This is a genomic window from Paenibacillus taiwanensis DSM 18679, assembly GCF_000425125.1.
In the GTDB taxonomy this organism is placed as follows: Bacteria; Bacillota; Bacilli; order Paenibacillales; family Paenibacillaceae; genus Paenibacillus_B; species Paenibacillus_B taiwanensis.
This window is the reverse complement of sequence record NZ_AULE01000005.1, coordinates 47,290-61,873: the sequence shown is the minus strand read 5'-3', so window position 1 is coordinate 61,873 and position 14,584 is coordinate 47,290. Positions and strand designations below refer to the sequence as shown.

The window sequence follows — 14,584 nt, the reverse complement described above, 5'->3', positions numbered from 1 at the left end:
TCAGAGGTGCAAGCACCTCATCAACTCCGCTCGACTTGCATGTATTAGGCACGCCGCCAGCGTTCGTCCTGAGCCAGGATCAAACTCTCCATTAAAGCGAATTTCGCTACACAATCAAAGATTGTGATCAAATTTCACTCAAGTGTTTGACTTGCTCATTGTATTGCTGACGAGATAAATCTCGTGATTCTTAACATTCCCGTTAAATGTGCTTCATGACCGAAGTCATGTCCTTCATTCAACGTTGCTCGTTGTTCAGTTTTCAAGGAACAATTGTCAGTTACTTTCTTTTCTTCACCGCATTGTCAGCGGCAACTTTTATAATATATCATGTCTTTCAAGAGAAGTCAACATCTTTTTTAAAAAGTTATTTTCTTCTTTTTCTTGTTTCCAACCTCTTAACGAAGCAGGAATTAGAATATACCATAACGTTGCTTTTAATTGCAACCCTTTTATCAAAATAATTTATACAACAGTTATAATGCTCATACAAGCCTATCAATCCAACTCACTTCACGCATTCTCTATTAATAGTAGATACAAATCTGAACGGATTAGCTGCTTCTATTTTCAACCATTTTAAATGATATCTAGTCACATTCATTCTGCTGCTTAAAATATACTGTCCTGCCCCCTACCTCCTTCATGAAGAGGTTCACAACATAACAACCTGCTTCTCTCAACTGAAGCTTCTTATCATGATTCGAAATAGCATACAGGTTAATAGATAAAAAGAATGATACGCAGATAGGGAAACTTTATAAATAAACGGAAAACAAAAAGTGTCCTTACACGCTTAAATAAAACTAAAAAAGCGACGGTAGAATCAAACATTGTATAAATGCTTGATTCTATCGTCGCTTTCAGAGGGTATAAAGAAAGTAACTTATGAAATGCTAACCACTCCATAGTGCTTCATTACAACCTACTTTAGAATACCGATGGCCGGACTCGAACCGGCAAGCCTCTCGGCACCGCATTTTGAGTGCGGCGTGTCTGCCAATTCCACCACATCGGCACAGAATGAAATAAAATGGGGCGATCGAGGGGAATCGAACCCCCGAATCTCGGAGCCACAATCCGATGCGTTAACCACTTCGCCACGACCGCCATATGAGCTAGTTAATCAGAAGCTTTACCTTCTGATTTGGTCTCTAGGTATTAAAATATAAAGGAGATGACTACTTTTTGCAATACACAATTTATTACATATATAGTATACGACCACAGTATTACTTTGTAATGCTCCTATTAGCATAATATGAACTAACTCATTAATGCTGTATACGACTACAATTAATGAGCCAGTTCATACGGTCTACTGATTTACGCTGTTAAGTAACATCGTTGACACGCATCACTTCGCGAGCTGTATAAAGTAATTATCTAATTTCCCGCGGCCGCTCTGCTCCCTGTTTTAAGATAAACTAGGTTTTTGTCGGCATCCAATGCTGCTCTGACCACCGTAACTTGCCCTTTATCGATAAATCGGTAATCTTTAAATAAGCTGTCCCATTTTACGGTATAACCTGAAATGTCTATATTAAATACTTGCTTCGCCAACGGCGCAATCGCTTCTTTGACCTCTTTTTCAGTCAGTTCTTTGCTTGTAGTCACTTTATTCCCCAGCTCATTAATAATACTAACGGGTTTCCCGTTAAGCACATAAACGGTCGCCGTGTCATCTTGAAGTATCCACTCGCGCTGTGTCCATTCACTTTCAAGACGCGCCTTTTTCACATCAAATTGATGATCAAACCCTGCTTGGATCGCCTCTTGTGCTGTTTTTAGCATTTTAGAATCTAGGCTCTGCTTGTCCACTTGAATCGTTGCTTGGACACTCACTCCTTGATCAGCAGGATTCGTTCTAACATTTGCATTGAAGTCTTTTCCATCCAAAATATACATGACATAATCGTTACTTATATTGCTCTTACTGTTATTATAGAACTTTATCTTGACCGCCTCATCATTAAAAACGTATTTTTTATTGGAATACGCCTTTTTTAAATATTTTAAAGTTTCGTCTTGTACTTTTTTGCTGACCTTGTTAAGTTTGATCTTCTCAAAAACATTCCATATTTTTTGTGTATTCGGTGCAAACTCAACCCCGTATTTTCCATCTGTTGATTGAACTATAGCTAAATTTTCACCTTCAGACGTACCTACATTCTCAAGCTTGACGGCTTTGCCCGCATATTGCTCTACTGCTTTTTGCAGCTTGGCAGCGAGCTTCTTGTCTATATTAATTTTTTTGACCTCTACTTTTTGCTGCTGTTCGTTTGCCGACACTGCTTTTACTGAGATCGGACCTGCCAAAGTCATACACAAGCTGGATATAATCATCGTCACCATTATTGTTTTTTTCAAGTTCATTATAATTCCTCCTATGGTTTCTATAGTTGTATGTGTACAAGTGCTCCTTTTATTAGGTTAGATGAATCAATGGAAAAAAACCACAAAACATTCTATTAATAAAAATTAAGACAAATTTAATAGTTTCAAGAAACCATAGACTTCATTCGTCACATAAAAAGGCCAGTCACTGCAACCGAAACATCCGGCTGACTGGACTGACCTCGCATTTTATTTAACCATTAATCCACGGTGTGCTTTGTTTTCTTGATCTGCTTCCACTACTCGTTTCTACACTTCTTACTTTTGCTTTCTTTTTAGTTGCTTTGTACTCTTTCTTGGTTGTTTTTTTCTTTGTGGACGTTGCTGCGCCAGACTCTACAGCAACTGATGGATGGTCTACACCCCAGACGCCATCGTCCTCTTGACGAGGAACTCCACCTGCTGCTGACTGATACGCCTGATTGTTATGCTGCGAGTATGGGCTTAATTCAGGTTGGTTCCCATTTGCAGAAGCATTCCCGTAGGGCATGTAAGTTTGCTCAGGGTTCACACCATGACCATACCATTGGCCCGCATCCGGCACAGAATAGACCGGTTGATATGGAAGTGGGGTACTTTGAACACTTTGGATATGTGCAGTCATTAACGGATTAGCCGGTTCTATGACGGCATGTGCTGGCAAGACAGGTGCAGCGTAAGGATTGTAGCAATCATACGGCTGATAATTAGGCTCACAAATCCCTGACGGTCCGCCGGCTGGCATCCCAGTAGGCATGTATCCTGGAACGGCATTCCCAATCCCTCCTACAGAACCCGGGTATCCGTGCATAACTGCGGGTCCGCAAGTCATCGAAGGATGCACATCTGTTGGATAGAAATTGTATGGGTTGCAAGGTACTGGCGTCATCGGGTACTGCACTGTAAATTGTTCATATGTTAGTCCCATTCCTCCGTTATCAACATGCTGTGGTTGAGAAGCAGGGAACGATGATGGGGTAAGTACGCTAGCATTTGCTGCAAAAGGTGCTGGCGCTGAATTTGATCCTTTTGCGCTTGGCAAGATTGGTGTCGGCGCTTGGTTTGATCCCTTTGCGCTTGGCGAGATCGGTGTCGGCGCTTGGTTTGATCCCTTTGCGCTTGGCGAGATCGGTGTCGGCGCTTGGTTTGATCCCTTTGCGCTTGGCGAGATCGGTGTCGGCGCTTGGTTTGATCCTTTGGCGCTTGGCGAGATCGGTGTCGGCGCTTGGTTTGATCCTTTCGCGCTTGGCGAGATCGGTGTCGGCGCTTGGTTTGATCCCTTCGCGCTTGGCGAGATCGGTGTCGGCGCTTGGTTTGATCCCTTCGCGCTTGGCGAGATCGGTGTCGGCGCTGCCGGCTTTGCTTTTGCTTGCGGCGTAACGCTTGGGGCCGGAGCGCTTGGCTTAGCTGGAGCTACTGGTGTCGGCGGAACAACTGGTGGAGCCTGAGGCTGCGTAACTTCAGCCTTTGGTTTCAGCAATTCATGCTTTGGCTTCGGAGACGTGGCAGCAGCCTTGTTGCCAGGTAACACACCACCTTTGCCTGATTGTAACCCGACACTGCCTTGTTCATTCGAATGATTTTCTAGTTGCCCTTGTGCTTGTAATTGTTCTGTGGTCACCTTCGGAATATTAACGACCTGCCCGATGAGAAATACATTTGGGTTTTTGAGCTGCGGATTCGCTGCTATCATCGCTTGTAGTGGAATCCCCCACGCCTTCGCTAACTTCCACATCGTGTCGCCTTCTTTTACGACATGCTTATGAACGATTTCATAACCACCCGTCGAATGTACCGTAGATGGAACTTTAACTTTCATCCCTACATCCAGCTTGTTCGGATCGCTCAGTTGTGGGTTCATCGAAATGAGTGTATCTAAAGATACCCCATACTTCTGAGATAACGAATAAAGAGATTCGCCTTTTTTTACGATATGAATTTTCACGAGTTGTAACCTCCTAAAAGTTATACGAAGCAAAACTCGCTTCGAAAGCATTCGCACTTGCCCTTTGTCTCTTCATCCTGGACATTCGCCCGCATATCAATTAATACATCCTATGCGCTTTCTAGGCTTTTGACATCCTTTTACACAAAAAAATCCTCCCGTCTACTTACGGGAGGATCTCCATCAGCGCCAAAGAGCACCACATACTACTTATTCTAATTACCATCATTCGTTATTCGTATACTTTAACGCCATCTTGAGGTACAACTTCACGGAATCGTTTCAGCAGCTGCAGCGTAATTGGACCTGCTTGCCCATTCCCTACGGTACGACCGTCCACTTCACGAACGGCTATAACCTCTGCCGCTGTTCCCGTAAAGAACACCTCATCCGCTACATACACATCATGCAGCGTAAACGGCTCTTCTTTTAACTTATAACCAAGCTCCGCACAAAGGTCGATAATCGTATTCCGCGTAATCCCTTCCAAAGCACCCAAATAACAAGGAGGTGTATAGACAACCCCTTTCTTGATTATAAAGATGTTATCACTAGAACCCTCCGCAACATAACCTTGAGTGTTCAGCATAATCGCTTCACCGACATCTGCCAGATTTGCTTGTATTTTAACCAATATGTTATTTAAATAATTTAATGATTTAATTTTCGGATTTAACGCATCCGGAATGTTGCGGCGCTGCGAAACCGATACAGTACGCAACCCGTTTTGGTATGCTTCTTCTGGGTAAATCGCCAACTGCTCGACGATAATAATAACACTCGCTTTAGGACAGCGAAGTGGATCCAGGCCCAAATTGCCAGCACCACGCGATACAATTAGCCGAATATAACCATCCCGCAATTCATTGCGGCGAATCGTTTCCACCAGAACGTGTTGCATATCCTCTATTGTAAGCGGAATATTCAACATAATGGACTTCGCAGAATCGTATAAACGTTCCAAATGCTCCTTGCATTTAAAAATATTGCCTTCATATATGCGGATTCCTTCAAATATACCGTCACCATACAAAAAACCGTGATCGTATACAGAAACTTTAGCCTCTTCTTTTGTTACGTATTGACCATCAAGATAAATCCATTGTGTCATCGTTACACCTCCAGGTTGAGTGAATCCCCATGAACCCATGTCTCAGAGGAATAGCTTGGATAGCTTCCTAAAATGCGTACTTGAAACCCTAACGCTTCAATCTCTGCAATAGCTGACTGTAGAAGTACAGCATTTAGCGGCATTTCGATGTCCATATAAAAATAATAATTGCCTAATTTACGTTTTGTTGGTCTGGATTCAATACGGGACAAATTGATCTTTCTCCAGGCAAATGCAGCTAACACCTGATGCAACGCTCCCGGAAAATCCTCTGGCATCATAATTAGCATCGTTGTCTTGCTCCGTGCGTGCTCAGTGGCAACAACCGGATGATTGCCCACCAATACGAACCTCGTAAAATTGTTGTCATGGTCCGTTACTTGCTCGGCAAGGACGTCTAATTGATGTGTCTTTGCACCTAACAAAGTCCCTATTGCAACCAGACCTTGACCAGGGCTATTTTTGACCATACGGACAGCCTCAGAAGTGCTGCTCACGGACTCTTGTTCCACATGCGGCAAGTTGTTGCGCAGGAACTGGAGGCACTGGGCCATCGCAACAGGGTGTGATAACACCTTGCGGATACGAGACCAGTCGTGACCGACTTCTTCTTGCCGTCCAATCAAGTTCTGAATGGACGGGAATGCCCATTCCACCTGAAAGGGCAAGTCCACTTCATGTACAAGCCAATCCATATGGAGATTAACCGAGCCTTCGATCGTATTCTCGATTGGAATTACACTATATTCCGTAATGCCATCAGCAGTTGCTCTAAACACATCGGATATTAATTTATAATGAACAAATTCATGACCTTGTCCTAGCAAATACACAGCAGCCTCATGTGAGACACTGCCTTCTGGTAATACAGCAATACGAGCCATGGACTGCTAACTCCTTTTTCCTAATTCCGTTTCCCTATCACAGCTATTAACCATGTTCCTTGTATGTGGATGGGATGACAGATTTGATTTCTTCTGCCGCCGCATTGAGGCATAACGCACCTTCAGAGCAAGGCAAGAGTTGAAACACGTCAGCTTCTACACCATGCTGAACTAACGTTTCCCGCATAAACATCACCAATGCTAGAGGCTCTTGTTCCTTGTTTGTAAATGCAATAAGCGTTGGCCCCGCCCCACTTAACGCAGCGCCATACGCTCCATGCTGAACAGCCTCTTCCAAAAGCTTCGACATACCTGGAATAAGTGGCGCTCGGTAAGGCTGATGAAGCTTGTCCTTCATCGCAAATGAAAGCTGTGCAAAGTCTCCCGTACACAACGCCGCGACTAACAGCGAGGAGCGACTAATGTTATATACAGCATCCGCCATACTCACCTGTCTAGGCAGCACATGCCTTGCCGCCTTCGTCTCCAGATGGAACCGCGGTATTGCCACAACGGTTCCTAAAGCTTTATGAGGCTCCACACGTATGGCATTGGCCTGCTGCCCGTCCCAGGCGGCTACAATAATGCCGCCGTATAAGGAGGCGCCCACATTATCAGGGTGACGTTCAATTGTGGTTGCCATATCAAACAGTCGCTGCTGCGACAAAGGATGCCCAATTAACGCGTTGGCTGCTACGAGCGCACCTACAATTGCAGACGCGCTGCTACCAAGTCCTCTTGTCAGCGGAATCTCACTATATACGTCCACATCAAGCGGTATGATCGGGACGCCCGCCTCATCAAAAACACGTTTTGCGATCTGAACAATTAAATTCGTCTCGTCTGTAGGAATACCCGTCAACTCAGGCCCGTGCAATCTGACTTGCGTGCGCTCTGCGGGCTTCATTCCTACCCATAAGTGCAGCGATAATGCCATACCTAATGAATCAAAGCCTGGTCCGAGATTAGCCGTACTTGCAGGCACCTTTACCAAGACACCTTGTTGCTGTAGCATCATTATTCACCCTCTAGCTGTCGAATCGCTTCCATTACGGCTTCCTCAGTGTCAGGTACGACCAATGGCTCAGTTGCCGCAGTCTTGATCGCTATATTAGGGTCCTTTAAGCCATGCCCTGTCAATACGCACACGACCGATTCTCCGCCTTTGAAATACCCTTCCTCGTGCAGCTTTAACACACCAGCAAGTGATGCAGCAGAAGCTGGCTCCGCAAATATGCCTTCTTTCGCGGCAAGCAGCTGATAAGCGGCTAAAATCTGCTCATCCGTCACAAAGTTAATTTGCCCTGCTGATTGTTCCGCTGCTTCAACAGCCGTTTTCCAACTTGCCGGATTACCAATCCGAATCGCTGTTGCGACGGTTTCCGGCTCAACAATCGGCTCACCTTTTACGATTGCCATCGATCCCTCCGCTTCAAATCCGATCATCTTTGGCAATTTATTGGACTTTCCTGCTTCTTTATATTGTTTGAATCCTTTCCAATATGCTGTAATATTGCCAGCATTTCCAACCGGAATAGCCAACACATCTGGCGCATCCCCCAATTGATCGCACACTTCAAATGCGGCCGTCTTCTGACCTTCGATGCGGTAAGGGTTCACGGAATTAACGAGAGTGATAGGATTCTTTGCTGTAATTTCTCGCACAATTTCCAATGCACGGTCAAAATTACCTTCGATTGCAATTACTTTTGCCCCATAAATCATAGCCTGCGCTAATTTCCCGAGTGCAATGTTGTTATTCGGAATAAGCACAATACAATTTAATCCACCACGAGCGGCATAGGCCGCAGCTGCGGCAGAAGTATTACCTGTGGAAGCGCACATGATGGTACGACTACCTTCTTCCATCGCTTTGGCTACTGCCATCACCATGCCACGATCTTTAAAGGACCCTGTCGGATTTAAACCTTCATATTTAAAATAAAGATCAATGCCAAGTTGTTGGGACAATCTCTCCGCACGCACCAAAGGGGTGTTCCCTTCATGCAGCGTAATCAAAGGTGTTGATTCGTTAACCGGCAAATAGGATTTGTATGTGTCCAGCAAGCCCATATATCTCATTCGTGAGTCCCCCGTATCCAATATATAATAAATGAATTAACCTATATAACGATCACCATGTACGAGGTTATCCCTCTACACGATAAGCACTTTTGATTGATTTAATTACATCTAGGCTCTTAAAATGCTCCAACACTCTCTTCATACTGGCCTGATTCGCTTCATGTGTAATGATAATAATCTCGGCATCCGGATTGTGAGGATTAGGCTGCTGCACCACCGACTCCAAACTGACATCAAATTCCGCAAATACTTGCGTAATCTGAGCCAGAACACCCGCTTTATCATGAACGTCTAACAGGATGAAATTTTTGTAGGCGATCTGGTCGTCTGATTTCAGCTTCTTCTCCTTATACACATGATGTGCAGTCTGTCCCGTCACGCCCAAGCGGATGTTACGAATGACCGCCACAAGGTCTGCAACGACTGAAGTAGCTGTCGGCATTTCACCTGCCCCAGGACCATAAAACATCGTCTCACCTACGGCCTCGCCATATACGTAGACCGCATTATACACACCGTTAACAGATGCTAGCGGATGGGAAGTGCTAACCATAGTCGGCTGTACTACGACACTAATTTGGTCATCCTGCCGTTCTGCAATACCGAGCAGCTTCATTTCATATCCAAGACGCTTGGCATATGCGATATCTTCTTTCTTCACTTGGGAGATGCCTCGAACTTCTACATCTTCCAATCCCACATTTGTATGGAAACCTAGCGTTCCGAGTATCGCCATTTTGCGCGCAGCATCAAGCCCTTCTACATCAGAAGTTGGATCAGATTCTGCATAACCTAACGCCTGCGCCTCCTTTAGCACATCCGCATACGCAGCTCCCTCCTGACTCATCTTCGTGAGGATGAAGTTGGTTGTGCCGTTGACGATGCCCATAATCTTTTTGATTCGGTCAGACGAGAAACCTTCCATCAACGTACGAATAATTGGAATGCCACCTGCAACACTGGCTTCATAATAAACATCACATTTATGCACACGTGCCTTTTCTAATATTTCAGGACCATGCAGAGCCATCAAGTCCTTATTCGCAGTAACGACATGCTTACCTTGAGACAATGCCTCTAAAATGTATTGCTTTGTAGGATCAATGCCACCCATCACCTCGACAATAACGTCAATCTCCGGATCATTAATGACATCCCACGGATTTTCTGTCAGCAGCTCTTCATCCACCTTGAGGTTGCGCTGCTTGAGCGGATCTTTCACAAGCACTTTGCGAATGTGAATCGTGGACCCCACCTGACTGCTTAGATCCTCCTGGTGCCCCTCTACAATTCGAACAACACCTGTACCTACTGTTCCTAATCCTAATAAGCCTACATTAATTGGTTTCATCCACGTTCCTCCCTTTCTTGATGACCCTGATATGCCTATTAACCTTGCCCTATTACCATTACACGCTTCACACCGGGGATATCGCGCAACATATCAAGCATTTGACCAAAAGGCTCCGCAATAAGCGATGTTTCCACTGACAGGACTACATTTGCAATTCCTTGAAGTGGTATCGTCTGATGAATCGTGAGCACATTCCCTTCAAAATTAGCAACTGATCCTAATACCTTCGACAAAATACCCGAACGATGGTCCAAATCCATTGAAATCGTCACGATTCGTTCGCGCTCCAGCTGATTTAACGGAAAGATACCGTCCTTATATTTATAAAAAGCACTTCTGCTTAGATCTACACGTTCCGCCGCTTCATGGACCGTCTTCACTTCACCTGCCGCAAGTAGCTGCTTCGCTTTCACGGTCTTAACTACTGCCTCAGGCAATATGTCTTCTCTCACCAAGTAATATCGTTCCGCCATGAATAGTCCTCCATATAAAGACTTTTGTTCCTACATAGAGGACATTATAACGAATGATAGCAGGTATGGCAATAGGCTCTCGTCAAAGTTAGCATTCATTATACACGAATTCCGACTTAAGAAATGCGAATTTTCACGTTTTTATCACAAAAAGACCTCGGAATCGCTTCCAAGGCCTCTCTTTTATTTCAACTATAAAGAAATTGTTAACACTCTAGTTCCCAAGCATGTACATCATAACAACAGTGCCTTTAAGGCATGTTCTGTCCACGCGCACTTACATAGAGTGAGTACCACTCTTCCCTCGACATCTGTCTCGCCTGCTCTTCTGCCGCCTTGCAAGCTAGAATCCGGTCTGCATTAGCAGAACCGATAATCGGCTGAATTCCTGCCGGATGCCTCATTAACCAACCCAGTACAATAGCCTCCGGGGTTGTCTCCTTCTCTTGTGCCATCCGTTCAACTCGTTTTGCAGTCTGCTGCACATGTTCGGGTTCCCCCACTAACGAGCGGCCAGTAAAGCGACCTTGAGCAAGTGGTCCCCAAGCTTGAATTTGAATACGTTCCATCTGGCAATATTCCATAAGCCCTTCGGCAAAATTAACACTGGCTCCTGCCTGCTGATTCACATGTACGCCTTGATCTAGCCAATGCAGGTGGCCAAGACTCATCTCTAACTGATTCACCGCCAATTGATCCGGAAGCGAACGTTGCAAAAATTTGATCTGAGACGCACTCATATTGGATACACCAAAATATTTTACCTTGCCCGCTGCTTTCAAATGGCCAAATGCTGCTGCTACTTCATCTGGTTCCATTAAAGGGTCTGGACGATGCAGAAGCAAAATATCCAAATAATCAATTCCTAACCGTCCTAGCGTCGCATCTACAGCCGACAATATATGCTCTTTTGAAAAATCAAATCGACCAGGGACATCCCCCTCTGCAAACCGGATACCACACTTGGATTGAATGACCATTTGCTCCCGTAGCTGTGGTCTTCCTTTTAAAATACGGCCAAACGTTTCTTCCGCTTTACCCATTGTATAAATATTGGCATGGTCAAACATGTTAATGCCAATAGAGAGCGCTGCATCAACTGCTTGCTCCGCTTTTAATACATCTGCTTGCGTAATTGGCGTGCGATCCCAGCTGCCGCCAAATGGCATACAGCCTAAAATCAGGCGACTCGCTGCAAGGCCGCGCTGCTGTAAAGGAATTGTGTTCATAGGAATAAGAACCTCCTGTTCATTTTCACCTTGTCCCTAGTTATTATACACGGATACAAGACTCAAGTAGAAATCTGCACTTACAGCTAGAGTAAGTTACAATTCATAACAACAGCCCTGACACCAACAAAGGTGCAGGGCTGTTTAAACATCCGTTCATTATTAATAGTAGCTGCTTCCTTCAACAAACTCGAATTCGAAGTCAGCAATGCGAATAATAGTACCGTCCTTCGCCCCACGTTTGCGAAGCTCATCATCTACTCCCATGCGGCGCAGTGTGCGAGCAAACTTCAGGATCGCATCGTGAGAATTCATTTGCAGACGTTTCAGCATATTTTCGATCGCTTCACTTTCAACGACATAGGTCTCGTTTTCGCGGCGGATCGTAAACTGTGGCTCATCCTTTTTCTCCATACGATAAATCTTGCGCTCTTCCACTTCCGCAACCGCTTCAAGCTCAGGCTCCGTCGGCAGTTGATCCAGCTTCTCCACCGCTTTATAAAGCAGCTCCTGTATGCCTTCTCTTGTAAGCGATGAAATAGGCACTATTTCGATATCAGGCATTACTTCCTGAACTTGTTTACGGAAAGCTGCCAAATACGCTTCCGCCTCAGGCATGTCCATCTTGTTAGCAGCTACGATCTGTGGGCGCTCAGCCAGCTTTGCATTGTACTGCTTTAACTCGTCATTAATTTTCGTCCAGTCTTCAAACGGATCTCGACCTTCAGTTCCGGCCATATCCACGACGTGGATAATAATGCGCGTACGCTCGACGTGACGCAGAAACTCATGGCCAAGCCCAATGCCAGTGTGCGCCCCTTCAATAAGACCCGGAAGATCCGCCATAGCAAAGCTGCGTCCGTCTCCTACTTCAACCATCCCTAGATTCGGGGTAATCGTCGTAAAGTGGTAAGCACCGATCTTAGGCTTGGCAGACGAGACCACCGATAACAGCGTTGACTTCCCTACACTAGGGAATCCAACCAGTCCAACATCTGCCATAACTTTAAGCTCCAACACGACCCAACGCTCTTGTCCCTCTTGGCCATGCTCTGCAATTTCTGGGGCAGGGTTTGCCGGTGTCGCAAAGCGAATATTACCGCGACCTCCGCGTCCACCCTTTGCTACGACCACTTCTTGACCGTGACGAGTCAAATCTGCAATCACTTCTTGTGTATCGTCATTCACAACAACTGTACCTGGTGGAACGCGTACAATCATATCGTCCGCGTTAGCACCGTGCTGACACTTGTTACGACCCTTTTCTCCTCGTTGAGCCTTAAAATGCTTCTGATAACGGAAATCAACCAACGTCCGCAGTCCTTCATCAACACGGAAAATGACGTCACCGCCATTTCCGCCGTCACCGCCGCCCGGCCCTCCGTTTGGCACATATTTCTCTCGACGGAACGCTACGAGACCATCTCCACCGTCGCCGCCTTTTACATAAATCTTCGCTTTATCTACAAACATGGTGCTTCACCTCATTCTGCCATGCAAGGTATTGTCCATTGATACAGGTGTATACCGTTGTCATGCTGCTTCGTTGACAACTGCTCCAGCCGCACGCCGCGTTCAGTTGCCATCTGTATTAATTGTCGTGCCACTTCGTCCGGTTGAAGCAGTTTTCCTTCATACTCACAACGAATAATAAGCTCATTGGATTGATGAATCAGCTGTAGTTGCAGCTCTATTATTTCATCGTTCTGTTTTGGCGCAAGTCTAAACGTCTGTACGATCTGAATGATTAGCTCCGTCAGTTGGTCACCACCTATCGGCAAACCAATCTGGTCTAGCTCAATTTGCTCTGATAACTGAATCCGAAGTGGCATCGTACCACCTGAGACACGGTTCTGTAGTAGAAACAGGATTAATTCAGGAAAACCAAGCTTTGTGATACGGCTTTCTTCCATCATCCTCGCCTTTATCGTTTCCACACACTGTGGCAATTTATCAATTTTGTTCAGCCTTACATATCCGTAAAGCAACTGAAGATCATTCATCCAATCGTGTCGTTGATGATTCATCAGCTCAAGAGCACTTAGTTGTGCCGAGCGGATCAATCGCTCATGCTGATGCAATCGTTCCCCATAATAACTCATGACGCCCGCGCATATACTTATGATGAGTAGCAGAGCAGTGATTATACGCCACAGCAGCGACATATCCCAACCGATAAGTGCAATTGCGCATCCCAGCCCCATAAGGGAACTGATCGCTTGCACCATAAAGGTTCTCCTCATGATATGCTCCTCGCCCCATTTCCAAAATATGTACAAACTCCACCAGTAAGTATAACATGTCTTGGCGGAACCGTCCAAAAATGCTGCCTACGTCATGAAGCTTGTCTTGCCGCCATTACACCTGAACTTGCTGATCAAAATTAACGAAGTTTGTTATTAAATTATTAAAAAACCCCCGGCATCATGCCGAGGGTTTACAGGAAACGTCTTATGCTTCCACAGCTGCTGCAACTTCTGCAACTACTACTGGGTAGACGCTCACTTTCTTACGATCGCGACCCCAACGTTCGAACTTAACGACGCCTTCCACTTTCGCGAACAGCGTATCGTCTTTACCGATACCAACGTTGTTACCTGGGTGAATCTTCGTTCCGCGTTGACGCACCAAAATGCTGCCTGCGGTAACTGCTTGACCGTCTGCACGTTTCGCACCAAGACGTTTGGAATGGGAATCCCGTCCGTTCTTTGTGGAACCTACACCTTTTTTGGATGCGAACAACTGAAGGTTCAATTTCAACATGATGTCAACCTCCTTTTCCTTGTTCATTGCAAATCTTGTATTTGAAGATACGTTCCGTATGAATCTTCAATTGTGTTCAAACTAATGATCATCGATTCCAACAGCAGCTGAACTTGCTCCGATTTCCGAACATCTTTAACTTCGGGTACTTGCCCACTGAGAAAGCCGTCCTTCATCTTGCACTTCAGCTTAATACCTGTCAGTGCTTCAATAGCATTAACGGTACCTACCGTCACAGCTGATACTCCAGCACATACGATATCCTCTCCGTGAGGAGCAAAATTCGCATGGCCCCAAGTCTTAAAGCTGTCGATTATCCCGTCCGACTTACGTCGTATAGATACGCGTATCATACCCGCACCTC

13 protein-coding genes, 2 tRNA genes and 1 rRNA gene are annotated in these 14,584 nt (G+C 45.4%); all 16 read right to left on the bottom strand.

The features are described 5' to 3' along the window. Positions 1 to 95, bottom strand: a 16S ribosomal RNA gene (locus H509_RS0101970); the annotation flags it as partial. A gap of 841 nt (positions 96 to 936) precedes the next feature. Next, positions 937 to 1,018, bottom strand: a tRNA-Leu gene (locus tag H509_RS0101965). 16 nt (positions 1,019 to 1,034) lie between these two features. Continuing rightward, positions 1,035 to 1,110 (bottom strand) — tRNA-His (locus tag H509_RS0101960). A gap of 276 nt (positions 1,111 to 1,386) precedes the next feature. Beyond that, positions 1,387 to 2,376 carry a hypothetical protein gene (locus H509_RS0101955; RefSeq protein ID WP_028543598.1) on the bottom strand — a complete coding sequence of 330 codons (990 nt, stop codon included), beginning with the start codon at positions 2,374 to 2,376 and terminating at the stop codon, positions 1,387 to 1,389. Between the two features lie 214 nt (positions 2,377 to 2,590). Next, a complete protein-coding gene (locus H509_RS28290) occupies positions 2,591 to 4,321 on the bottom strand; it encodes a LysM peptidoglycan-binding domain-containing protein (protein WP_028543597.1) in 1,731 nt (576 codons plus the stop codon). A 232-nt stretch (positions 4,322 to 4,553) separates the two neighbouring features. Beyond that, entirely contained in the window at positions 4,554 to 5,432 is an 879-nt protein-coding gene (ilvE, locus tag H509_RS0101945) for a branched-chain-amino-acid transaminase (protein ID WP_028543596.1), read from the bottom strand. 2 nt (positions 5,433 to 5,434) lie between these two features. Next, a complete protein-coding gene (gene pheA, locus H509_RS0101940) occupies positions 5,435 to 6,316 on the bottom strand; it encodes a prephenate dehydratase (protein ID WP_028543595.1) in 882 nt (293 codons plus the stop codon). Between the two features lie 46 nt (positions 6,317 to 6,362). Further along, entirely contained in the window at positions 6,363 to 7,331 is a 969-nt protein-coding gene (thrB, locus tag H509_RS0101935; RefSeq protein WP_028543594.1) for a homoserine kinase, read from the bottom strand. 2 nt (positions 7,332 to 7,333) lie between these two features. Further along, positions 7,334 to 8,398, bottom strand: coding sequence for a threonine synthase (gene thrC / locus H509_RS0101930; RefSeq protein WP_028543593.1), 1,065 nt, complete (start codon positions 8,396 to 8,398; stop codon positions 7,334 to 7,336). A 67-nt stretch (positions 8,399 to 8,465) separates the two neighbouring features. Beyond that, entirely contained in the window at positions 8,466 to 9,752 is a 1,287-nt protein-coding gene (locus tag H509_RS0101925; protein ID WP_028543592.1) for a homoserine dehydrogenase, read from the bottom strand. 38 nt (positions 9,753 to 9,790) lie between these two features. Beyond that, on the bottom strand, positions 9,791 to 10,228 hold the full coding sequence (locus tag H509_RS0101920) for an ACT domain-containing protein (RefSeq protein ID WP_028543591.1): 438 nt from the start codon (positions 10,226 to 10,228) through the stop codon (positions 9,791 to 9,793). A 251-nt stretch (positions 10,229 to 10,479) separates the two neighbouring features. Further along, positions 10,480 to 11,457 carry an aldo/keto reductase gene (locus tag H509_RS0101915; protein ID WP_028543590.1) on the bottom strand — a complete coding sequence of 326 codons (978 nt, stop codon included), beginning with the start codon at positions 11,455 to 11,457 and terminating at the stop codon, positions 10,480 to 10,482. A 162-nt stretch (positions 11,458 to 11,619) separates the two neighbouring features. Next, positions 11,620 to 12,930: a GTPase ObgE gene (obgE, locus tag H509_RS0101910; protein WP_028543589.1), complete on the bottom strand. Its 1,311-nt coding sequence runs from the start codon at positions 12,928 to 12,930 to the stop codon at positions 11,620 to 11,622. An 11-nt stretch (positions 12,931 to 12,941) separates the two neighbouring features. Further along, a complete protein-coding gene (locus tag H509_RS0101905) occupies positions 12,942 to 13,700 on the bottom strand; it encodes a Spo0B domain-containing protein (protein ID WP_245595967.1) in 759 nt (252 codons plus the stop codon). A gap of 208 nt (positions 13,701 to 13,908) precedes the next feature. Further along, positions 13,909 to 14,220 carry a 50S ribosomal protein L27 gene (rpmA, locus tag H509_RS0101900; protein WP_028543587.1) on the bottom strand — a complete coding sequence of 104 codons (312 nt, stop codon included), beginning with the start codon at positions 14,218 to 14,220 and terminating at the stop codon, positions 13,909 to 13,911. Positions 14,221 to 14,243: 23 nt separating this feature from the next. Continuing rightward, a complete protein-coding gene (locus tag H509_RS0101895; RefSeq protein WP_028543586.1) occupies positions 14,244 to 14,573 on the bottom strand; it encodes a ribosomal-processing cysteine protease Prp in 330 nt (109 codons plus the stop codon). Positions 14,574 to 14,584: the final 11 nt, after the last annotated feature.

Excerpts from the sequence above, each read along its gene's own strand:
- H509_RS0101955 (WP_028543598.1), bottom strand. The coding sequence starts at position 2,376 with ATGAACTTGAAAAAAACAATAATGGTGACGATGATTATATCCAGCTTG.
- ilvE (WP_028543596.1), bottom strand. The coding sequence starts at position 5,432 with ATGACACAATGGATTTATCTTGATGGTCAATACGTAACAAAAGAAGAG.
- pheA (WP_028543595.1), bottom strand. The coding sequence starts at position 6,316 with ATGGCTCGTATTGCTGTATTACCAGAAGGCAGTGTCTCACATGAGGCT.
- thrB (WP_028543594.1), bottom strand. The coding sequence starts at position 7,331 with ATGCTACAGCAACAAGGTGTCTTGGTAAAGGTGCCTGCAAGTACGGCT.
- thrC (WP_028543593.1), bottom strand. The coding sequence starts at position 8,398 with ATGAGATATATGGGCTTGCTGGACACATACAAATCCTATTTGCCGGTT.
- H509_RS0101925 (WP_028543592.1), bottom strand. The coding sequence starts at position 9,752 with ATGAAACCAATTAATGTAGGCTTATTAGGATTAGGAACAGTAGGTACA.
- H509_RS0101920 (WP_028543591.1), bottom strand. The coding sequence starts at position 10,228 with ATGGCGGAACGATATTACTTGGTGAGAGAAGACATATTGCCTGAGGCA.
- H509_RS0101915 (WP_028543590.1), bottom strand. The coding sequence starts at position 11,457 with ATGAACACAATTCCTTTACAGCAGCGCGGCCTTGCAGCGAGTCGCCTG.
- obgE (WP_028543589.1), bottom strand. The coding sequence starts at position 12,930 with ATGTTTGTAGATAAAGCGAAGATTTATGTAAAAGGCGGCGACGGTGGA.
- H509_RS0101905 (WP_245595967.1), bottom strand. The coding sequence starts at position 13,700 with ATGAGGAGAACCTTTATGGTGCAAGCGATCAGTTCCCTTATGGGGCTG.
- rpmA (WP_028543587.1), bottom strand. The coding sequence starts at position 14,220 with ATGTTGAAATTGAACCTTCAGTTGTTCGCATCCAAAAAAGGTGTAGGT.
- H509_RS0101895 (WP_028543586.1), bottom strand. The coding sequence starts at position 14,573 with ATGATACGCGTATCTATACGACGTAAGTCGGACGGGATAATCGACAGC.